Here is a 22905-nt window from a genome sequence, read left to right as displayed (position 1 = left end):
GTTTTATATGGAAAAATCATTTAATCATTCATTTTCATTTATTGAATATGCAAAAATATGTCCAGATGAGATGATAAATGAGGATGATTTTATTGAAAAAGGGTTAATAAAATCTTATAATCAAATAAATAATCCTGAAAAGAAAGAATATAAAAAAGGATATGAAAAAAGATTAAAAGCTTTTATTCAAATGAAAAGAATCACATATCCTGATTTTAACTTTGAAAAATTTATTAAAGAACATGGATTAAACTAAATTTTTAATTTAATTCATTTTTTTTTTTAAACCTTAAAAATTATATAATTTATAAAATAAATTATTAATTGATATAAATGATAATTGGTATAATTGGTGGAACTAGTGGTTTAGGTGAAACACTAGCTAATATTTTAAAAAAACATGGTTTTAAAATAAAAATAAGTGGAACTAATCATGAAAAAGGTCGTAATATTGCATCTAAACTTGCAGTTGATTACATTGATGATAATAAAAAATTAGCTAGTTTATGTGATATTGTAATAGTTTCTGTGCCTATAGATAAAACTACTGATGTAATAAAAGAAGTTTCAAATTCTATGAAAGATGATTCTTTAATGCTTGATGTAACATCTATTAAAGAAGAACCAACTGATGCAATGAAAGAATATCTTCCAGAAAATATAGAATTTATACCAACACACCCAATATTTGGACCTAGAACTGTAGATTTAGAAAATCAAGTAATTGTTTTAACTCCTACAGGAAAAGGTAAATGGTATTCTAAAATTTATAAGTTTTTAGAATCAGAAAATGTTAGAATTATTGAAACTACACCAGAAAAACATGATGAGATGATGAGTATTGTCCAAGTTTTAACTCATTTTTCATATATTTCTACTGCATCAGCTATAGAAAAACTTAAAATTGATATTAAAGAAACTGAAGACTTTGAAAGTCCAATTTATAAGTTAATGATAGATATGATTGCAAGAATTGTATCCCAAAACCCATATTTAACTTACTATATACAATCTAAAAATAAAAATGGAAATAAAGTTAGATCTATATTTTCTAAATCTGTTTTAGAACTTTATGATGCAATTTTAAATGAAGATGAAGATAAATTTGTTGAAATATCTAATAAAGCTACTGAAAATATGGGAGATATTAAATCTGCATTAGGTAGGAGCGATAAAGCTATAGTAGCTATAAATCATGAATTTAAATTACTTCAAAAATCAATTGGTAAAGAAATTGGACTAAAAGATATTTATTCTTCTAAAGTTTATTATGGGACTTTAATTAAGGTAGATAATAAAAATATTGTATTAAATAGCTACCAAGATGAAAAATTTGAGTTAAATCCTTCATATTTTGAATTATTAAATGATAAAGAATTAGAAGAATGGAAAATTCAAAATCTAGATGAGAATGAATATGAATTTCAAGGAACTTTTATTAATTCTGTAAATATTGAAATTATAGCTAGTACAATTAAAAAAATAGATAATGTTTCAAATTGTGTGATTTCTAATAAATTAAATAATGATAATGATGAAAATATCTTAAATTTTAAAGTTACAGGGTATAATCATGAATTTATTGAAGATGTTTTTAATTTACTTAAAGGATTTGGCTGTAATATAAATTAATGTTTATTAGTTTTTAAACGAATTATTTGTTTTTTTGAAAAAATTTTAAATTCATTAAAAGATTTTAAATTATTATTTTTTATTCAATTATTTTTAATTTTATTATTATCTTATTTTATTATTATATTTTTTAGTAAATTTTATTCTGTGGCTTTATTTTTATTAAATAGTTTATTTAATTTAAAATATTTTTTTATCAAAACCGAAAGCTTTATATATTATAAAAAATAGAATAATATTAAAGTTACAAAATGTATTTAAAATATTAGATAAGGAATCTAGTATTATTCAAATTTAAAATTAATTTTTTTTTTATTTCGTTTAAATATAATAAGGGAGACGGTAATTATGGTTAAAGAAGAAATGAACTTAAAAGTTGCTGAAGCTGTTTCACAACAAGATATTGGTCAAGGTATAGCTCGACTCGATCCTAATATAATGAATGAATTAGGGCTTAATGAAAGAGATTTGATAGAAATTGAAGGAGGCAAGAAAACTGTAGCTACTGTGTTATCTTCACAAGCTGACATGGGTCTTGGTATAATGCGGATTGATGGTTTAATTCGTAAAAATTCCAATGCATCTATTGGTCAAGAAGTAACAATTAAAAAAGCTATAGCTCAAGAAGCTAAAAAAGTTGTACTTGCTCCTACAGAACATAATATTCATGTTCAAGGTGATGTTAGAGGACTGTTTGCAAATAAAGTAATGGTTCAAGGTGACATTGTAGGTTCAGGAATTAAATCTCCACAAGGAATCCCTCAAGGTATGGGTAATAGAGGAATCGACAGCATTTTTAATAATATGTTTGATTTATCTCCTATGAAAGAGATAAAATTTGCTGTAGTTTCTACTAAACCTGATGGTATTGTTAAAATAGGACCAACTACTCAAGTTGAATTACATGAAAATCCTGTAGACGTTTCTAAAATCGAAGGGGTTAGTAATTTAGTTGATGTAAGTTATGAAGATATTGGTGGTCTTAAAGAAGAGGTTAAAAAAGTCAGGGAAATGATTGAAATTCCTCTTAAGAGGCCTGAACTTTTTGATAAATTAGGTATTGCTCCTCCAAAAGGAGTTTTAATGCATGGACCTCCAGGTACTGGTAAAACTTTACTTGCAAAAGCTGTAGCTAATGAAAGTGATGCTCATTTTATACTTATTAATGGGCCAGAAATCATGAGTAAATATGTTGGTGGATCTGAAGAAAATTTAAGAGAATTTTTTGAAGAAGCTGAAGAAAATGCACCATCTATTATTTTCATAGATGAATTAGATGCTATAGCTCCAAAACGTGAAGAGACTCAAGGTGAAGTTGAAAGAAGAACTGTTGCTCAACTTTTAACATTAATGGATGGTCTTAAATCAAGAGGTCAAGTAATTGTTATTGGTGCAACTAATAGGCCAGATTCTTTAGATCAAGCTCTTAGACGTCCTGGAAGATTTGACAGAGAAATCGAAATTGGTGTTCCAGATAAAGAGGAAAGAAAAGAAGTTCTAGAAATTCATACAAGGAATATGCCATTAGCTGAAGAAGTTGATTTAACTAAAATCGCTGATACAACCTATGGTTTTGTTGGAGCAGATTTAGAATCATTATGTAAAGAAGCAGCTATGAGAGTAGTTAGGAGAATTATTCCTGATATTAAAAATGATGAGGAAATTCCAGAAGAAGTTCTTAAAAAAATTGTTGTTACAAAAAATGATTTTAAAGATGCATTAAAAGAAATTCAACCATCTGCACTTAGAGAAATTCTTGTTCAAATTCCAGATGTTAAATGGGATGATATTGGTGGACTTAATGATGTAAAACAAGAATTAAAAGAAGCTGTAGAATGGCCATTAAAATATCCAGATAATTTCTCAAAATTAGGTATCAGACCTCCAAAAGGAGTATTATTATATGGTGTTCCAGGTACTGGTAAAACTTTACTTGCAAAAGCTGTAGCTAATGAAAGTGAAGCTAACTTTATATCTGTTAAAGGTCCTGAATTATTATCTAAATGGGTTGGAGATTCAGAAAAAGGTGTAAGAGAAGTATTTAGAAAAGCTAAACAAACTGCTCCTACAGTTATTTTCTTTGATGAACTTGACTCAATAGCTAGTGCTCGTAGTGGAAGTGATGCTGATAGTGGTGTCACAAAAAGAGTTGTTAATCAATTATTAACAGAAATGGATGGTATGGAAGAATTAGAAGATGTTTCAGTAATAGCAGCTACTAATAGGCCAGACATTCTTGATCCAGGTCTTATGAGGCCAGGAAGATTTGACAGACACATCAAAGTTGAAACTCCTGATGAAGAAGGAAGAAAATCTATCTTTGAAGTACATACTAAAGATATGCCATTATCTGATGATGTTAAAATTGAAAACTTAGCTAAACACACAGATGGTTATGTTGGTGCAGATATTGAAGGAGTATGTCGTGAAGCAGCAATGCTTGCATTAAGAGATAATCTTGATGTTGAAACAATCGATATGAAATACTTCAAAGAAGCAATGCACAAAATCAAACCAAGTAAAAGTCCAGATGACGAAGAAATGGTACATTATTTGTAGATTAAATTAAATCTACACTTTTTTTATTTTTTTTACATTAATTAAACATTCTTTTTTTATAAATTATTTTTATTATAGTTAAATATTTGTAAATGCTATAAATATTCTAAAATAAGATAATATTACTTTATTGGCATCAATTTTTGCTAATATTATTTAATTCTAATTATAATTCAATAAAATTTATATATTAAGTTAATATAATTCTAATTATCCATATAATGGGGATGATTCAATCGGAATCTATTTAAAACCAAATAATGAATTTATCAAAAACATGTCTGAAGATAAAATTAATAAATTAATCAATCTCAAGGAACCTATTCCTAATAGGATTGAAAATATGCTTAATGATAATATTCCTACATTTAGGAGAAGAAGATTATTAGCAGGAGATGTTGAATTAGATAGATTAGATCGTAAAGAAAGAATAATGGCTAGAGACATGTCTATTGAAGAAGCAGGAAAACTTCATACAAAATTAGCATTGGATTTTGTTGAAAAACATCCTGATTTTAAAAATATGATAAAAGAAGTTGTTAGAGTTTAATATTTTTCATAGTGAACTCTAGTTTCATCATATTTATCTAAAAACTTATTTTCTTGTCCTTCTGCTGGATAACCAATACTAATTATATTAAAAGGACGAATATTTTCACCTAAATTAAACAATTCACTTAAATAATCCATTCTCTCTTGAACTGGTGCAGTTCCAATCCATACAGCACCTAAATCTAGATAACTTGCTTCAAGAAGTAAATTTTCTGCAGCTGCTGCCATGTCTTGTTGCCATACAAGTGGATAATGAACACGATCCATATTTGCAAGTAATACAATAGCTACATTAGCTCCACTTACAAGTTTTGCATTTGGACTCATTTCACTTAGTTTTTGAATTGTATTTTTATCTTTTACTACAATAAATTCCCAAGGTTCTGATCCTAAACGTGATCCTGCTGCTTGCATTGCAGCTCTTAATAGTTTATCTATTTTTTCATCTTCTACTTGTTTATCTGAGTATTTTCTAATACTTCTTCTTTTATTAATAGCTTCCATAAAAATCACTTACTTTTTAAATAAATTTATTAATTCTATAAATTAAATATTTAACTATAAATTTTGTAGTTGATAAAATGGATGAACATATTATTGAAGCATTAGGAAAAGCTAGAATCAAAATTCAAAATGGGGAAATCATAGAAATTGGAGAACCTGAAATAGATTATTGTCCTCTTTTTTATAAATATCGTGGTATTGAAACATTAAATAAAGAGGCTATTCGTGAAAATATTGAATTTAGAATTAAGGATTTTGGTATGTGTATGCCAAATAGGGAACTTAAAATGAAAGATTTTCTCTCATTTGGAATTTCTGAGATAATTTCAACTCTCTTAGATGATGATATTTTAGATGCAGCTATTATTGTATGTGAAGGATGTGGAACAATAGTTGTTAATGATGGGGAGTTAGTTCAAGGTATTGGTGGACGAGTATCTGGACTTGTAAAAACAACTCCAATTCTTGAGATTATTTCAAAAATTGGTAAAGATAATATTGTAGATCCTGAAACTGCTGATATAGATCAAATTAAAGGAATAGAAATAGCTATTTCAAAAGGATATAAAAATATAGCTGTTACACTTGCTTTTGCTTCAGACATTCCTAAGCTAAATAAGCTAAAAGAAGATAATCCAGATGTAAACATTTATTCTTTTGTTGTTCATACAACTGGTTTAAATAAAGAAGATGCAGAGGAATTATTTAATAATGCAGATGTTATGACTGCATGTGCATCAAAACATATTAGGGAAATTGGAGATAAAGAAAGTTTAAAAGTTGTAGGTCAATCAATTCCAATTTATGCAAGAACTGAAAAGGGAAAAGAGTTTCTTGAGAGAAGACTAGATAAAATTGGTGGTGAAAAGCCTAAAAAAGATAATCCTCCAATTCCAAAACCTTTAATTTAATTATTTAATCAAAAGATTATTAAATTTAATCTACATATTATATTATATCGAGGGATAAAAATTGACTCAAAAAAGTGAAGCTAGAAAAGGTAATATAACCAAAGAAATGGAACTTGTTTCAAAATATGAAAATATATCTCCTGAAAAGATACGAGATAGAATAGCTAGTGGAAAAATAGTAATTCCTAAAAATATTAATAGGGATACAATTCCATGTGGTATTGGTGAAGGTCTAACAACTAAAATCAATGCAAATATAGGTTCTTCAAGTAAAATTGATGATCTTGATTTAGAAATTAATAAAGCTAAACTAGCTGTTGAATATGGTGCAGATGCTATAATGGATTTAAGTACAGGTTCTGAAGTTAATAAATTTAGAAAAAATATTAGAGAAGCTGTTGATGTAGCTATTGGAACAGTACCAATTTATGAAGCAGGAGTAATGACTTTAAATAAAAATAAAGAAATTATCGACATGGATGAAGATGATATTTTTAAAGCTATTGAACTTCAAGCAAAAGAAGGTATAGACTTCATGACCTTACATTGTGGTATTACAAAAGATTTAGTTGATAAATTACAAAAAGCTAATAGAAAAATGGGAATTGTAAGTCGTGGTGGAACATTTTTAGCTTCATGGATTTTACATAATGAAAGAGAAAACCCATTATATGAAAATTATGATTATCTTTTAGAACTTGCATTTGAATATGATATTACTTTAAGTTTAGGTGACGGTTTAAGGCCAGGTTGTTTGGAAGATGCTACAGATATTGCTCAAATTCAAGAACTTGTAACTTTAGGGACATTGGTTAAAACTGCACAAGATAAAGATATTCAAACAATGGTTGAAGGCCCAGGTCATGTTCCATTAAATCAAATAGCTTCAAATATGCAAATACAAAAAACAATATGTTATGGTGCTCCATTTTATGTATTAGGTCCGATTGTAACAGATATTGCACCAGGTTATGATCATATTACATCAGCTATTGGAGGAGCTATAGCAGCAAGTTCAGGAGCTGATTTTTTATGTTATGTTACACCAGCAGAGCATTTATCACTACCGTCACTTGAAGATGTTAAAGAAGGAGTAATTGCATCAAAAATAGCTGCACAAGCTGCAGATGTTGCACTTGGATTAGATTCTGCATGGGATAAGGAAAAACAAATGGCTGATGCACGTAAAAATTTTAGATGGGATGAACAATTTGATATTGCATTAGATAAATCTAAACCACGTAAATATAGGGATAGCTGTGATTTAGATGATGATGAAATGTGTTCTATGTGTGGAGAATACTGTGCTGTTAAAATAGCTCAAAATAAATTTTGATTTCTAATATAAAATTTATATTTTAGTGGATTATTGTTTTGATTTAATGTTAAATATTATATACTAGTTAAAACATAATATTTTATGAAACTTGGCAATTCCAGTACAGACGGAATTATTTCTGTGCTAGATGATATTCTGTAATAATGAATATTTATTGCAGAATTTTTTTAACTTTTTTTAATATTTTAATTGTTTTTAATATTTTTTGTGTATTTATTTTTTTGTGCATTTGTGCACTTGTTCTTTTGTGTTTTTGTTCTTTTTTGCACTTAAACAAGATTTAAATATCCATATTTTGAATATATTAATAGGATTTTTCTCATTGATTATAATAGAAGCTTTTCAGTTCCAGCGAAGTTAAAAAAATTTAAAATATTTATGCTAGCTACTGGAATTGCCAAGTTTCAGTAGCCCTAGACACACGGAAAGGGGGCGATATTAATGAGTGATTTAATGAAAAAAGGAATAGAATATATTCTTATTGGAGTTATATTACTAATTATAGCTTTAACTCTTAATTGATGGATAGTGGTATTAAATTTATATTTTTTTAGATTTTATATCTAATTTTATAATTTTTTGTGTTATAAAATGATATGAGATTAATCCTACATTCTATATACTTAAAATTGGTTATTTTAATTGATAATTTTTATAATCACTATATTTAAATGATATTAAACTTAAATTTTTTATAATTATTCTTAAAAATTAAAAATTATTAATTATATTCATTTATATTTAATTTATAGAAAAATTTCTAAGATATTTAATAAAAATAGTAAATTATATTAATAAAAAAATACAGATATATTAATATAATGATAAGGAGATGAAAAAATGAAATTAGAGCATGTAGATGGCCAAAATAAAGGCAAAGTAGTGCTTTTTGCATTAAGCACTTGTGGATGGTGTAAAAAAACTAGAATGCTCTTAGAAGAGCTTGAAGTTGAATATGACTATGTATATGTTGATTTAACTGAAGGTGAAGAAAGAGATGAAGTTATCTCTGAACTTCAAAAATGGAATGAAGATTTATCTTTCCCTACTATGGTAATTAATGACGATAAAGTCATTATTGGGTTTAAAGAAGATGAAATCAAAGCAGAATTCGCTTAAAAAAGAGGAGATTTAATTGGGAGAAAAATATGATAAATTGAAAGCAGAGTCTGAACAATTTGGATATTACTTAAATCCCGATGTCGATTTTGTAGAATCCCTTATTGATAATATTGATGTAAATAAGGAAAGATATGGATATGGTGCATGTCCATGTAGATTAGCATCTGGTAATAAACAAAAGGATTTAGATTTAGTTTGTCCTTGTGATTATAGAGATGCAGATTTAAATGATTATGGAGCATGTTTTTGTGCATTGTATGTTACAAAAGATGTATTAGATGGTAAAAGAGAATTAACATCTATTCCAGATCGAAGAATTAAAGAATTAAAAAAGAAAAAAGAAGATAAGGAAGTGAAAGCTTTAGCAAACCTAAAGTATCCAATTTATAGATGTAAAGTCTGTGGATATTTATGTTCTAGAGAAGACCCTCCAGATCAATGCCCAATTTGTAACGCTAGTAAAGAACGTTTTGAAAGAATACTTTAGGTAAAAACATGAATTATCAAGAATTAGTAAATGTTTACATTAAATTAGATAGTACAACAAAAAGATTAGAGAAAACAGAAATAATTTCTGACTTTTTAAAAACAATCGATGATGATTCGATTTATGATATATGTTTACTAATTCTTGGTGGTGTTTTTCCCGCTTGGAGTGATAAAGAATTAGGTATTGGTGATAAACTTTTAATTCAAGCAATAGCTAAAGTTGTTGGTGTTAATAAAACTAAAGTTGAAGAACAAATTAATGCTGATGGTGATTTAGGTATTGCTTGTGAAAAACTTTTTTTAAATAAAAAACAAACTACTTTTTTTGCAAAATCTCTTACAATTGATTTTGTATTTACAAGTTTACAAAGATTATCTGATATTTCAGGAAATAATTCAACAAATAAGAAAATTTCTATTATTACTGAACTATTGTCTCTTGCTTCTGCATCTGAGGCAAAATATATTTCACGTACAATTATTGAAGAGCTTAGAATTGGTGTAGGTGAAGGTATTGTAAGAGATGCAATATCACAAGCTTTTAATATTGATAAAAAAGTTACAGAAAGAGCACACATGCTTACAAATGATTTAGGTTTAGTTGCATCTGTAGCACAAAGGCAAGGGGAAGTAGGACTTAAAAAACTCACATTAACTCCAGGTAAACCTGTAAAACCTATGCTTGCACAATTATCTCCTGGAATTAAAGAATCTATTAAAGAAATGGGTGAAGCATTGTGTGAGACTAAATACGATGGAATAAGATTACAAATCCACAGAGTTAATGATAAAATTCTTATTTTTACACGTAGATTAGAAAATATTACATTAGCTATGCCTGAAATTGTTAAATTAATAGATGAAAATTTACCTCATTTTGATTTTATTGTTGAAGGGGAAGTTATAGCTACAAAAAATGGAAAACCAATTTCATTTCAAAATATTTTAAGAAGAGTTAAAAGAAAATATAATATTGAAGAAGCTATTGAAAATGTCCCTTTAAAGGTATTTTTATTCGATGTTTTATTTTATAAAAAACCAATGATTGATGAACCTTTAATTGAGCGAAGAAGAACACTTGAAGAAATTGTTGATACTTCAAAAGATGAAATCAATTTAAGTGATATGATTATTTGTACATGTGAAAATGCAAATGATGCTGAAGCACTATTTAAAAAATCTATTGATGAGAATCATGAAGGTATCATGATTAAAGATGCATCAGAACCATATATTCCAGGTCTTAGAGGTAAAAAGATGCTTAAATTTAAAGCAGAACCTGAAACATTAGATCTTGTTGTTGTTGGCGGAGTTCGTGGTCTTGGAAAAAGAGGAGATTTCATAGGTTCTTATCTTGTAGCTTTAAGAGATGAAAATGATAATTTAAAAACAGTTGCACATGTTGCAACAGGCCTAGATGATGAAACACTAGAATATCTTACAGGTAAAATGAAAGAATATGAGCTTTCTCAAAAAGATAATAGGATCTTTGTACAACCTAAGATTGTTTTAGAAATAGCTTTTAGTGAAATTGTTAAAAGCCCAGAATATGAAGCAGGTTATTCACTTCGTTTTCCAGTTGTTAAAGGAATTAGAAGTGATAAAGGTCTAGAAGACATTGATACAATTGAAAGGCTAAAATCAATGTATAAAGAATAGCTATTTTTTTTAAAATAAATTTAATTAACTTTTTTAAATTTTATATTTTTAATTTCTATCTAGATTATATATTTTAGAGATTTAACTATAGCTATGGAAATTACAGATGAAAAAATTTTTAAAATTGCTTTAATCACAACTTTAATAGGTATTGTAGGATTAATTATTTTTTCTGGTTTTATTGAACCAAAAGAGGTAAAAATATCTGAAATTGATAGAAGTATGATTGAAGAAGAAGTTGTTATAACTGGTGTAATTGAATCAGTTAAAAAATCATCAACAAGCAATACTTATTTTTTAGAGATTAATGATGGAACAGGTAAACTTGCAGGAATGATGTTTGAATCTACTGTAATTGAACTTGAAGAATTAGACACTCCTCCTGAAATGTTTTTAAATCAAAAAGTAAGAGTATCGGGAACTTTAACTGAATATAAATCTACAATGGAAATAATAGTCTCTAATGCTAATTCTATTAAAATTGTAAATTAATAGTAATCATTCTATAAACAATTTTATTGGTGGTATATATTATGTATTAACAATATAATCGTTTTTAGAGGTAATATTATGTGTGGAATTGTAGGATGTATCTTAAAAAATAATAAAAAAGCTGTACCTATTTTATTTGAGTCTATATCTAGATTACAATATAGAGGATATGATTCTATTGGAATAGCTACTCTTGATGAAAAAATTAATATAAAAAAAGATAAAGGAAAAGTAGAAGAAACTTATGATATTTCAGATTTTCATGATATGGGAGGTTCATGTGGTATTGCTCATATTAGGTGGGCAACACATGGATTTCCTAGTAAAATAAATGCTCATCCTCATTGTGATGAGAAGGAAAATATAGCTATTGTTCATAATGGAATTATAGAAAATTATTTACTAATTAAAGAATTTTTAGAAAATAAAGGATATATTTTTAAATCTGATACAGATAGTGAAGTAATTGCTCATTTAATTGAATATTATATGAATAATAAACTTGATTTTGAATCTGCTTTTAATGAAACAATAAATGATCTTGATGGATCTTATACTATAGTTGCAATTAGTAAAAAAGAACAAAATAAAATAATTGCTTCTTGTAAAGATAGTCCATTAATTTTAGGTATTGGGCGTGATGGATATTATCTTGCAAGTGATTCACTAGCAGTTTTAGAGTATACAAATAAAATAATATATTTTGAAAATGATGAAACAGTAATTGTAACTAGTGCTGATTTTATAATAAAAAATAAAGATGGAGATTTTGTTGATAAGGAAATTAAGACAATAAATTTAAGTTCTGAAATAGCTAAAAAAGATGGTTATGATTATTTTATGCTTAAAGAGATTAATGAACAAGCTGATGTTGTTAGAAATACATTAAATGAAATGGATAATATTAAAAAAATAGTCAATGATGTAAAAGATAATATTAATAGAATTTATTTTGTCTCATGTGGAACTTCATATCATGCATCTTTAATAGGTAAATATTTAATAGAATCTCTTTCAAATATTCCAACTCAATCTATTCTTGCATCAGAATTTAAATATTGTGTAAATACATTGGATGAGAATACTTTAGTAATTGGAATATCTCAATCTGGTGAAACAAGAGATACTATAAATGCTATTAAATTGGCTAAATCATTTTCAAAAACTATCTCAATTGTAAATGCTCCAGAATCTCTCTTATCTAGAAACTCAGATTATATAATTTATACTCAAGCAGAACCTGAAATAGCTGTTGCAGCAACAAAAACATATTTATCTCAATTAACTTGTATCTATATTCTTGCTGCTTATATTTCTAAAAATAATAAGCTATTAAGTGAAATTTCAGAAGTTCCTAATTATATAGAAGAAGTATTAAAAAATACACTTAAAATTAAAGAAATGTCTACTAAATATAAATATGCGGATAATTTATTTTTTATTGGAAGAGGATATGCATATCCAATAGCTTTAGAAGGGGCTTTAAAACTTAAAGAGATAACTTATATTCATGCAGAAGGTTATGCTGCAGGAGAATTAAAACATGGTCCTCTTGCACTTATAGATCATAAATTTCCTGTAATAGCTATTGTTCCTCCAGGTGAAGAACATGAAAAAACAATGATAAACATAAATGAAATAAAATCTAGAGGTGGAGACATTATATCACTTGGTTCAACTGAAGATAATGATTTAGAAATAGAATCTACAGATTATTATGGAATAAATCCTAATGTTAGTGAAATACTATCTCCTTTAGTTTATATTATTCCCCTTCAAATTTTATCATATTTTATAGCTATTGAACGTGGAGAAGATCCAGATAAACCTAGAAATCTATCTAAAACTGTTACTGTTGATTAAACAATAAACTTTAGTTTATATTTATTAGATAAAATATTATTTATTATTATAATAATATGGAGGTATGTTATGAATAAGAAATTGTTTAAAGTTTGTATTATTTCTATTATCTTTTTATTTTCTATATGCATAATTTCTGCAGAAAATATAGAAGTAGGGGAAAATAATAATGAATTTATTCCTTCAAACGAAAATGATGTTTCAAATAAATTAGTTTCATCTGAGATAAAGGATTATAAAATTATTGTTACTTATGATGATGGAAAAGAAGATTTTTATGAAATTAGGGGTGTATGTTATTCAAGAGAAGAAAATGGACTACAAAATTATAAAGATCATTATGAAAATGATTTAATAAAATTAAAAGCTATTAATGCAAATACAGTTCGAACATATAGGCCTTTAGCTGTATATGAAAGTAATGGCCAAATAAATTATGAAGAAACTAAAATATTATTAGATAGATTTGCTGAGGAGGGAATAACTGTAGTTGTTGGATTTGATTTAAATAAAGATATTAGGACAGGATTATATAAGGAATATATTACTCATTTTTCTAATCATCCAGCTATTTTAATGTGGAGTTTTGGAAATGAATATAATTACCATTATCATGAATGGATTAGTGAGTCAGATTGGATGGATACATTAAATGAAGCAACATCAGTAGCTAAACAATTAAGTCCTAATAGAATTACATCTGTGGTTCATGGTGAAATTCCATCTGATGCTCAATTTGCAAAATATAATAATATTAAAAACTTAGATTTAATAATGCTAAATATTTATAGGGGACAGAGCTTTGGAGATTTATTTACAAAATGGGGATCTTCAACTAATGATTTTAAGCAACCTTTAATTATATCTGAATTTGGAAGAAGTTCTCAAAGTCAAAGTGGTGAAGATACAAGTTCTTTACAATCAGAAACTTTAAAAAGTTTATGGTTAGAGGTGAAGTCTAATCAAGATTATGTATCTGCTGGAGGATTTATTTTTGAATTAAATGATGAATCATGGAAAGAAGAATCAACAAATAATCAAATAGGTAGTGAAAAACATTTAGGATTATTTTTAGATCAATTTACAAATCTTAAAAATGATGCTAAACTTGCTGCTAAAACAATATCTGATTTATGGGGTGGAAACTTATCTGATGATACTAAAAACATTTCTACTACTTTAACAATTACTGTAGATGATGTTTATTATGGTGAAAATGTCCTTATTTTAATTAACCTATATTGTGATAATGATAATTTAATTGATGGTTTAGTTAAAATTACTGTTATAAATGATTATATACTTAATATTAAAAATGGAAGAGGATTATTGAATTTAAGTGGAATGAATGCTGGTAATTATAATATAATTGCTAATTTTGAAGGTATATCAAAATATAGTCCTAGTTCTACTAGTGCTAATTTTTCTATTAGAAAAATAAATCCAAAATTTCTTATAGATGATATTGCTTTTAGTAATAATGAATCGTTAGTTATAAATACAAATTTGGAAATTACAGGTAACTTAGCTATTGTTTTAAATGGTATAAATTATAATATTCCAATTTTAAATGGTAAAGCTAGAATTAACAATCTTAATTTAGCTATAGGCAATTATAGCTTATTTTTATCTTATGATGGAGATAATAATTTCAATAAATTAAGTGAAAATTTTGATTTTTCAGTTAAAAATAATATATCTCTTATAGGTGAAGATATTTCACTATATTATCGTAATGGTACAAAATACATTGTGACATTATTAGATAATGAAAATAAACCTTTAACTGGTAAAAATTTATCTATAACTCTTAATGGTGTTACATTTAATAGAATCACTGATAATAAAGGTAAAATTAGTGTTAATATTAATTTAGATCCAGGATCTTACATAGCTAAAGTGAAGTTTTTAGGTGATAATAACTTTGCTCCTACTGAAATTTCTAATTCAATAAATGTTAAATCTTTAATTGATGGGGATGATATTGTTAAGTATTTTAGAAATGGTACTCAATATTATGCTACAATTTATAATGGTGATGGTTCTGTTTTAGCTAATTGTGATGTTTTGATGAATATTAATGGTGTGATGTATACTCGTAGCACTGATTCTAAAGGAGAAGTAATGTTGTCTATTAATTTAAATCCTGGTAATTATATTATAACTACTTATCATCCTGATAATGGTCAATCTTGGAGTAATAACATTGCTGTTTTATCTACTATTAATAGTAATGATATTGTTAAGTATTTTAGAAATGGTACTCAATATTATGCTACTCTTTTTAATGGTGATGGTTCTGTTTTAGCTAATTGTGATGTTTTGATGAATATTAATGGTGTGATGTATACTCGTAGCACTGATTCTAATGGAGAAGTAATGTTGTCTATTAATTTAAATTCTGGTAATTATATTATAACTATTTATCATCCAGATAACAATCAAAGATGGAGCAATAATATTAAAGTTTTACCTATTTTAATAGGAAATGATATTTCAATGAATGATAATAATCGAAAAACATACGATGTAAAAGTATTAGATGATCTTGGTAATGTATTAAAAGGAGTAAATGTTGAAATTAATATTAATGGTATAATGTATTATCGCCTAAGTGATGATAATGGAGTAGCTAGATTGAATATTAATTTAGATCCAGGTAGCTATATTGCTACTGCTAAATGGAATGAATATTTAATGTCTAATAAAATTACAATAATTAATTAAAGAATGTTTATTCTTTAATTTCATATTTTTTTTAACTTTTCACCTAATTCATATAATTTTTCACTTTTCTTTTTTAATTTTTCATTATCATCTGAGCTATGTTCTATTCGATTTAAAAGTATCTTTTGTGTTTCAACTATTCCTCCAGGTCCATTATATGCTCCTGGAGCAATTTTTAAAATAGTTTTATTTTTATTTTCTTCAATTACTAGTGCATATGCAAATCCTTTCTTCCAAGTATATGATGAATCTAGGGCATATCTACTTTTTACTAGTTTTAATAATTCATCAATAGCTTTACTTGAAAAACCTTTTGATTTAAGTAATCTTGTAATTGAGATATCATCTTTTAATGGAGGAAGCTTTTTAATAAATTCATATTCTTTTTTAGATAATTTTCTATTTGATGTCTTTTTTAAAACATTATCTATAATTTCACACCAAGAATCAGAATAAAGATTTTCATCTTTTTCTAGATTTTCATTAAAAAAATCTTTTAATTTTTTATCATCTATAAATAAATCAGTTAAATTAGTAAAATAATCATCTAAATATTTAGCTATTGGTTTTAAAAAATTTGAAAAGAAACCATCTTTTTTTATTAACTCATCAATTTGTAAATCAAATTCAATTAGATATGCTCCATTTTCCCCATATGATCTTCCTTTAAAACCATTATTATTTTTAATTTCATCAAGTCCTATTTTTAAATTATTTATAAGATCTTTTGAGAAGTCATTTTCTCCATTAAACTTTTTAAAAATTTCATAATATTCTTTATTTTTCTCATTGTTTTGATCATCAATAAATGAGATATATTCATCTGATGTGAAGCTATTATCAAAATAAGGTAAAGTAAATATCATTAAATGCCATTTTGTTGGAATACTTTGAAATCCTCCTTTTTGTTCAATTGTTCCCCAAGATCTTGGAGACCAATTATATCCTAAAAAGATTCTCTGATTACTAAAATTATCTCTTATAAATTCAATAGTTTTGCCTATTATTTCTTTTAATGATTCTCCTTCACTATTAGAAATATATTCAATACTTGGCAAGTAACGATTTTTACTAGTTTCCATTAACATTACATGAAAATAAGGACTATATGAGCTAACAGTAGGTATTATAGACCATGGATGATTTTCAATACATTTAGTGTATATTGTGCTTTTTTTTAATTCTTTAGTAAGATTTTCAAGATCTAAAGCATCTTCATGTTTTAGTCTTTTTGTTTTAATAGGTTCATTTTCACCTTTTCTAACAAGTGGACTTAAGGGAACTGTAATTTTAGGAATTTTATTCATTTTATCTATTCTTCATAATGAAGGACAATTTCACCATTAGGTTCACTAGTACTATCTTCTTTAACAATAGTATTTCCTTTATAAATAGTTACTTTTAATTCATTATTACTACTATCTGATTTTTTAACTCCAACATCTACATAAGTGGTTTTTCCTAAGTCATATTCTCTGTGTCCAGAGCTTGTAACATCATCATGGGCATTTGCACTACCATAACCTGCAGTAAAAGGACCATCATAATCAATTACAATCTTATAATCTTCATTTTCATCTGTAGTATTTTTGGTACTGTTATTTGTAGTATTTTTGATATCTTGACTAGTATTTACATTTTCATTAGTAGATTGGGTCAAATCAGAGTTTAAAAACCCATATCCATATGCTCCAATTGATATAATTGCAGCTATTATTAATATGCCTGCTATAATTTGTTTATATTTTTCCATAAAAACACCTGTAATTTTAATTATATTTTGTTGAAAATAACATATAAACACAATGGGGTCCAGAACCTAACTGGATAATATCTTTATTTTTAAGTTTTATAGGATTATTTTCATTTATTTTTCGAATATTTATATAGCTTTGATTGGTACTACCTTTATCAGTAAAATACCATATTCCATTTTCAAAATTAAAAATTCCATGAGGTTTATTAATTCTTGTAACTGATTTATAATCATTGGGTAAAATTATATCATTTTCATATTTCATGGATTCAAAATCCATATCTCCTATTCTACCTATAATATGTTCATCTTTATCTAATTTAAAGCATTTATTTTTATATTTTCCATTTAAAATAGTTAAACAAGTTTTATTTCCTACTATGTATTGGTCAAAGTTTATTTGTTTTTTATCTAAGCTACTAACAATTAAAGATAATTTACTTAAACTATCTGAGATAGCTTCATATGAAATTACAGTTCTTTTTCCTCTTTTTCTTTCAATTACTGCTTCGGTTCGTTTAATTATGTCTAAAAATACTAAATTTTCTAAATGTTTTCTTGTAGCTTGTTTTGAAATTGAAACTCCATAATTTTCTTTTAATTTATTACATACTTCTGTAGAATCATAAATTTTTTTAGAAGGTTTATCAATTATAATCATTAATATTTTCATACAATTATCACTTGATAAAATACTCATTTTTAAAGTTATGTCTTCTAAAGCATTTGAATCAATTTTTAAAGTTAAATAGGACTTTTCAGAATGCGAATGTTTTGTTTTTTCAATATAAGTATTTTTATCCATGAAATCTTCCTCAATCAATGTGTTTTACTTAAATTTCACTAATTCAAGATTAAAATTATAGCTTAATATTACAATTTGTACGTTTCCATGATTGATTATAAGCTAAATAATCGTTTATAGTATAATATATAAATATTCCTTCAATTTTTTTATTTTATGAAACTTTTAAGTTGTTAGTATGATAAAAAATTATAAATGTTAATACTAGAATATCTATTATTATTATAAATATTCTAAAATTTTTATAAATGAGGATACATTTCGTTTTAATAAGAAATTTGGTTTTATATTAAAATTTAAATATATTGGGGGAATTATATTGTCTGAAATAACTATAATTGATAATGCTGATTCAATTGATGATTTAGAAGAAACATTAAAAGCATTAGCTAATAGTACTAGATTAAGGATACTTTTTATTATAAATGATTTAGAAAATCAAGAAAAAAAAGATTTTGCTAGAATTAATAAAAGATTTTTTGAAAATTGTAAAACTAATTTAGATAATGAATCTTTAGAAAAATTTGAAGAAAATAAAGAAGAATTTTTTGAATATTTAAAATATATAAATCAGTTAACTAATAATCCTGACATGCCATATAATACTGAGATAATAAGGGATATTGAGGAATTATTTTCAATTTCTATATCTTCTGATTTGATTACAAATTATAAAAAAAATTTAGAAGAATATAAACAAACTATTGATACTAAATGTTTAATTGATGAACTTGTTAAACGTTATAATTATGGTTTAGTAGAGCAAAATTTAAGAAATCATCTTAAAATATTAGTAGATCAAGGATTTCTTGAAGTTGAAGAAGATTTTGTAACAAGATCTGTGAAAGGTTTAAGAAAAGTTAATGCTCATCAAACAGTTTTTGACCAGTTAACAAGTATTTTTTTCGATTTAAGCTCTTTAAGTAATTATTTTAATAAAATTATAGAACCTAATTTTGAAGAAAATGGTTTAGAAATTAGATTATTAAATGGAACAGAAATTGAAAAATATTATTATATATCTGATATGGAAAATGGTGAAAAAATTAGAATTGGTAGAAAAGATGAGAATTTTAAAACTAATAATGAAAATATAGAAGTTCCAGCTCTTTTAAAAGGAGTTTCTAGAATAAGTAAACCTCATGCATGGTTAAAATTTGAAAATAACAATTACTATATCATTGATAATGAAACCAATTCTAAAACTCGCGTTAATATGGAAGAAATTGAATCAAATAAAGAAATAAAAATTAATAATGGTGATGGAATACGTTTGGGTTCTGGTGAGAAGGGAGCACAGATGATATTCACTATAAAATAAAATTTCAGGTGGTTTTTAATGAACTTATTAGATATCAATGATGAATTAGGGGGATATAGAATAATAGATTTTATTGGTGAAGGAGCATTTGGTGAAGTATACCATGTTAAAGGTCCTCTTGGGGATAAAGCATTAAAAATCATTAAAAAACCTAGAAAAAATAAACCTTCTGATGAAATTATTAATGAAATATACACATTAGGAAATATAAGTCATGAAAATATTATAACTATTCATTGTACTGGTTCATATAAAATTGGGGAATGCTTTCATGACTATTTTATAATGGAATATGGAGGTAAAGGTAATTTATCAAATTTATTAAAAAATTATTATTCATTAGATAAACACATACCTTTAGATAAAGTTTTAGATATCATTAAACAGATTTGTAGTGGAATGAAAAAATGTCATGAGCATGATGATATAATTATTCATAAAGACATTAAACTAGAAAATGTTTTATTAACATTAGATAAGTTTGGTAGAATTTGTGTAAAAATTAGTGATTTTGGATCTGCTAGTTCTAATTACTATTATGATGATGGAATACAAGGAACTATAAGATATGTTCCTCCAGATGATAATTTAAATTCTCCTAAAAGAGATGTCTATGCAATAGGTGTTTTATTTTATAAATTATTAACTAATAACTTTCCATATGATGTGGAAGGGGTGGAAGATATAGTTTCTAAAAAACCTTGGAATGAAAAACCAATTTCTCCTAGTGAGATAAATCCTGATTGTTATAAAGGAATTGATGAAATTGTATTAAAAGCAATTAATAAAGATGTTAAAAAACGTTATGGTGATGCAGGATCTTTATTAAAAGATATTGAAAATTGGGAAAATCAATCATTGAAAGTTTGGTTAGCTGATGGTAAATTTTCAGTTTATTGTGCAATTTTAGGATTAGTAATTGGTTTATTTGGTGCTTATATTACTAATTATTTTATTTTAATATTTTTAATTCCTTTAATTTCAGCACACATATCTAAACATTCATATATGATGTCAATTGTTTCAATGTTATCATTATTTATATTTATTGGATTATTTGGTTTATTAAATTTTGAATCAAACATATATACAAATGTATTTTTATTTATTAGTTCATTAATAATTTTATATTCTTATAATGCTTTTTTACTAATTAAAAAAGGCATTTAATTTTATTCTTAAATTTTTTTATTTAGGCAATATAATAATCCTTTTTAATATATTAGTAATTATATTTTAAAGGAGGTTTTATCTTAAATAAATTAATAAATTTCAAAAAAGAAGGTAATTTACTAGTTGTAACAGATTTACATGGGAATTTAAAAGATTACAATAAGTATATTGATTTATGGGATTGTGACAATGAAAATAATCATATTTTATTTGTTGGAGATTTAATTCATGCACATAAAGTGGAAGATAAATCAATTGAAATTTTAAATGATGCTATTGAAAAATTAAATAACTATAATAATTTTCATGTTCTTTTAGGTAATCATGAATGGTGTCATATTACTGATACAAATATTTTTAAAGAAGATATAAATCAAACTAAATCTTTTAAAAATTTAATAAAATCAAAATATGGATCTTTAGATTTATTAAATAAATATGTTGAACTTTTTAAATTATTACCAATAGCTGCAAAAACAGATAATGGTATTTTTATTTCTCATGCAGGCCCAACATCTCATGTAAATTCATTAAATGAACTTGAATATTTTTTAAATAATAATAATTATAATAATAAAATAATTGATGATTTATTGTGGGCTCGTCCTGAAATGTTTTATAAAAGAGAGATTAATAATTTTCTAAATACTATTAATTGTAAATATATGGTAGTTGGACATACTCCTGTTGATGGAGTTAAATTTAATGGGAATCAATTGATTGTTTCTTCAAGTTTTGATACTAAATATAAAGCATATTTGGATATTGATTTAAAAAAAGAATTTGATTCAGTAAATGATTTTTTTAAATGTATAAATTATATTTAAGTTATTGAAAATTAATTTATTATAATAATAAATCTAAGGGATAATATGAAATCAAGAAAGTTCTAGTATCTTATTAAGGATATATCAGTGAATTTTTCGATGAACTTGAAATGTATGATGATAAATATAATAATCCTAACTTTCTAGATTATGAAAATACTTATAATGATTCTGAAATATATCAAATAACTAAAGAAGATAAATATATATTTCTTGAAATAATTGATAAACTATTGGAACTTTTTAAAAAAGTTATTACACTCATTTAAAAGAATTATGATGAAAAAAATTCTATTAAATTTAGAGTGCATGATTCTAAAACTTATTAAAAATATATAATTTCATTTATTTTTTTAAAATATAATAAATTACTCCTCCAATAATAGCTGCAAGAATAATAGCTACAACTACTAAAATAGTAACCCCTTCACCTGTAGCTAAAATGCTATCAAAATACAACCAAAAGTTATCAATCATCATCATTAGAGAATTATCACTACCAATATATTCGAATTGAGGATTTCCCATACTCATTATTACTACATACATTCCAATTATCCAAACTATAATGCCTATTATACTTGAAATAATTATTTTCGATACATTATTTTCATTTGTCAATTTAATTCCTCCTATTATTTAAACATAATTTATTTTGTATATTTAATAAATTCCTTAAAATAAATTGTTTATTAAAAATAAATCTTTTAATCAATTTTGTTTTTTAAACTTATAGATTCATTGAATATAAATAATTAATTAGTTGCTATCGTAAAATTTGGTCAGATATTTCAAAATCTCATATAAAAATTACTATATTTAAGAAAAACCTGACTGCTATTTTATTTTTTTAAATTTTTATTTAATATCTAAAAAAGAATAAAAAGAAAGTGTAATGAGGGTATAAATGCAGTAATCACACAAATAACTGGTGCAATAATAGGTGCAAATATTATATTTTCATTACAATTAATTAAATCCTCCATTTTTGATGTAAAAAATAAAGTACTCATAAAGGCAGTTCCTAAAATAATTATTGTTATAATTAATGAAAAAAATCCCCCATGTTCCCAAATAGAAAATATTAGATAAGCTGCAACATTCCACGTATAAAAACAAACAACTAATACTAACAAAAAGGTGATTATATTAATAATCCAGTCTTTAATCATTT

At 25.3% G+C, this 22905-nt stretch carries 22 protein-coding genes; 16 read left to right on the top strand and 6 right to left on the bottom strand.

Annotated elements, in window-relative coordinates; genetic code table 11:
* Window positions 1–7 precede the first annotated feature (7 nt).
* From ACA134_RS08190 to ACA134_RS08175, 4 genes are all read left to right on the top strand, one after another.
* Window positions 8–256 carry a hypothetical protein gene (locus ACA134_RS08190; RefSeq protein ID WP_409199924.1) on the top strand — a complete coding sequence of 83 codons (249 nt, stop codon included), beginning with the start codon at window positions 8–10 and terminating at the stop codon, window positions 254–256.
* Window positions 257–333: 77 nt separating this feature from the next.
* The gene (locus ACA134_RS08185; RefSeq protein ID WP_409199923.1) at window positions 334–1632 is read left to right on the top strand and encodes a prephenate dehydrogenase; all 1299 of its coding nucleotides are present in this window, start codon (window positions 334–336) and stop codon (window positions 1630–1632) included.
* Window positions 1633–1980: 348 nt separating this feature from the next.
* Complete coding sequence (locus tag ACA134_RS08180) at window positions 1981–4191, top strand: CDC48 family AAA ATPase (RefSeq protein ID WP_409199922.1); 2211 nt, start codon at window positions 1981–1983, stop codon at window positions 4189–4191.
* Between the two features lie 277 nt (window positions 4192–4468).
* Window positions 4469–4741, top strand: a complete 273-nt coding sequence (locus ACA134_RS08175) for a hypothetical protein (RefSeq protein WP_409199921.1) — start codon at window positions 4469–4471, stop codon at window positions 4739–4741.
* Here ACA134_RS08175 and ACA134_RS08170 read toward each other — a convergent pair.
* A complete protein-coding gene (locus ACA134_RS08170) occupies window positions 4738–5247 on the bottom strand; it encodes a nitroreductase family protein (protein ID WP_409199920.1) in 510 nt (169 codons plus the stop codon). The two genes, ACA134_RS08175 and ACA134_RS08170, sit on opposite strands and share 4 nt — an antisense overlap.
* A 77-nt stretch (window positions 5248–5324) precedes the next feature.
* On the opposite strand from ACA134_RS08170, the gene ACA134_RS08165 reads away from it, so the two are divergent.
* The 8 genes from ACA134_RS08165 to ACA134_RS08130 all read left to right on the top strand — a co-directional run bounded on the left by ACA134_RS08165 (window position 5325) and on the right by ACA134_RS08130 (window position 15849).
* Window positions 5325–6158: a methanogenesis marker 8 protein gene (locus ACA134_RS08165; RefSeq protein WP_409199919.1), complete on the top strand. Its 834-nt coding sequence runs from the start codon at window positions 5325–5327 to the stop codon at window positions 6156–6158.
* 61 nt (window positions 6159–6219) lie between these two features.
* Window positions 6220–7494, top strand: a complete 1275-nt coding sequence (gene thiC, locus ACA134_RS08160; protein WP_409199918.1) for a phosphomethylpyrimidine synthase — start codon at window positions 6220–6222, stop codon at window positions 7492–7494.
* Between the two features lie 843 nt (window positions 7495–8337).
* A complete protein-coding gene (locus ACA134_RS08155; protein WP_409199917.1) occupies window positions 8338–8616 on the top strand; it encodes a glutaredoxin family protein in 279 nt (92 codons plus the stop codon).
* A 16-nt stretch (window positions 8617–8632) separates the two neighbouring features.
* Window positions 8633–9106: a ferredoxin-thioredoxin reductase catalytic domain-containing protein gene (locus ACA134_RS08150; RefSeq protein WP_409199916.1), complete on the top strand. Its 474-nt coding sequence runs from the start codon at window positions 8633–8635 to the stop codon at window positions 9104–9106.
* An 8-nt stretch (window positions 9107–9114) separates the two neighbouring features.
* Window positions 9115–10767, top strand: a complete 1653-nt coding sequence (locus ACA134_RS08145; protein WP_409199915.1) for an ATP-dependent DNA ligase — start codon at window positions 9115–9117, stop codon at window positions 10765–10767.
* A gap of 93 nt (window positions 10768–10860) precedes the next feature.
* Complete coding sequence (locus ACA134_RS08140) at window positions 10861–11259, top strand: OB-fold nucleic acid binding domain-containing protein (protein WP_409199914.1); 399 nt, start codon at window positions 10861–10863, stop codon at window positions 11257–11259.
* 78 nt (window positions 11260–11337) lie between these two features.
* Window positions 11338–13122: a glutamine--fructose-6-phosphate transaminase (isomerizing) gene (gene glmS / locus ACA134_RS08135; protein ID WP_409199913.1), complete on the top strand. Its 1785-nt coding sequence runs from the start codon at window positions 11338–11340 to the stop codon at window positions 13120–13122.
* A gap of 69 nt (window positions 13123–13191) precedes the next feature.
* Complete coding sequence (locus ACA134_RS08130) at window positions 13192–15849, top strand: glycoside hydrolase family 2 TIM barrel-domain containing protein (RefSeq protein ID WP_409199912.1); 2658 nt, start codon at window positions 13192–13194, stop codon at window positions 15847–15849.
* A gap of 20 nt (window positions 15850–15869) precedes the next feature.
* Here the strand turns inward: ACA134_RS08130 and ACA134_RS08125 are convergent, their stop codons facing one another.
* The 3 genes from ACA134_RS08125 to ACA134_RS08115 are packed head-to-tail and all read right to left on the bottom strand — an operon-like array spanning window position 15870 to window position 18410.
* The gene (locus tag ACA134_RS08125) at window positions 15870–17156 is read right to left on the bottom strand and encodes a hypothetical protein (RefSeq protein WP_409199911.1); all 1287 of its coding nucleotides are present in this window, start codon (window positions 17154–17156) and stop codon (window positions 15870–15872) included.
* Window positions 17157–17161: 5 nt separating this feature from the next.
* Window positions 17162–17602, bottom strand: coding sequence for a hypothetical protein (locus tag ACA134_RS08120; RefSeq protein ID WP_409199910.1), 441 nt, complete (start codon window positions 17600–17602; stop codon window positions 17162–17164).
* Between the two features lie 16 nt (window positions 17603–17618).
* Window positions 17619–18410, bottom strand: coding sequence for an FHA domain-containing protein (locus ACA134_RS08115; protein WP_409199909.1), 792 nt, complete (start codon window positions 18408–18410; stop codon window positions 17619–17621).
* Window positions 18411–18729: 319 nt separating this feature from the next.
* On the opposite strand from ACA134_RS08115, the gene ACA134_RS08110 reads away from it, so the two are divergent.
* The 4 genes from ACA134_RS08110 (at window position 18730) to ACA134_RS08095 (ending at window position 22000) form a co-directional block, all read left to right on the top strand.
* Entirely contained in the window at window positions 18730–19731 is a 1002-nt protein-coding gene (locus ACA134_RS08110; protein ID WP_409199908.1) for an FHA domain-containing protein, read from the top strand.
* 18 nt (window positions 19732–19749) lie between these two features.
* On the top strand, window positions 19750–20901 hold the full coding sequence (locus ACA134_RS08105) for a serine/threonine-protein kinase (RefSeq protein WP_409199907.1): 1152 nt from the start codon (window positions 19750–19752) through the stop codon (window positions 20899–20901).
* A gap of 80 nt (window positions 20902–20981) precedes the next feature.
* Complete coding sequence (locus ACA134_RS08100; protein WP_409201096.1) at window positions 20982–21731, top strand: metallophosphoesterase; 750 nt, start codon at window positions 20982–20984, stop codon at window positions 21729–21731.
* A 110-nt stretch (window positions 21732–21841) separates the two neighbouring features.
* Window positions 21842–22000, top strand: a complete 159-nt coding sequence (locus tag ACA134_RS08095; protein ID WP_409199906.1) for a hypothetical protein — start codon at window positions 21842–21844, stop codon at window positions 21998–22000.
* Window positions 22001–22076: 76 nt separating this feature from the next.
* On the opposite strand, the gene ACA134_RS08090 is transcribed toward ACA134_RS08095, so the two are convergent.
* Both ACA134_RS08090 and ACA134_RS08085 read right to left on the bottom strand, forming a co-directional pair.
* On the bottom strand, window positions 22077–22352 hold the full coding sequence (locus tag ACA134_RS08090; RefSeq protein WP_409199905.1) for a hypothetical protein: 276 nt from the start codon (window positions 22350–22352) through the stop codon (window positions 22077–22079).
* Between the two features lie 248 nt (window positions 22353–22600).
* Window positions 22601–22903, bottom strand: coding sequence for a hypothetical protein (locus ACA134_RS08085; protein ID WP_409199904.1), 303 nt, complete (start codon window positions 22901–22903; stop codon window positions 22601–22603).
* Window positions 22904–22905: the final 2 nt, after the last annotated feature.

It is taken from the genome of Methanobrevibacter sp. DSM 116169, from assembly GCF_046197865.1.
GTDB lineage: Archaea > Methanobacteriota > Methanobacteria > Methanobacteriales > Methanobacteriaceae > JAHKLT01.
Note: the sequence above shows the minus strand (reverse complement) of the source record. Positions and strands in the feature narration are given on the sequence as shown.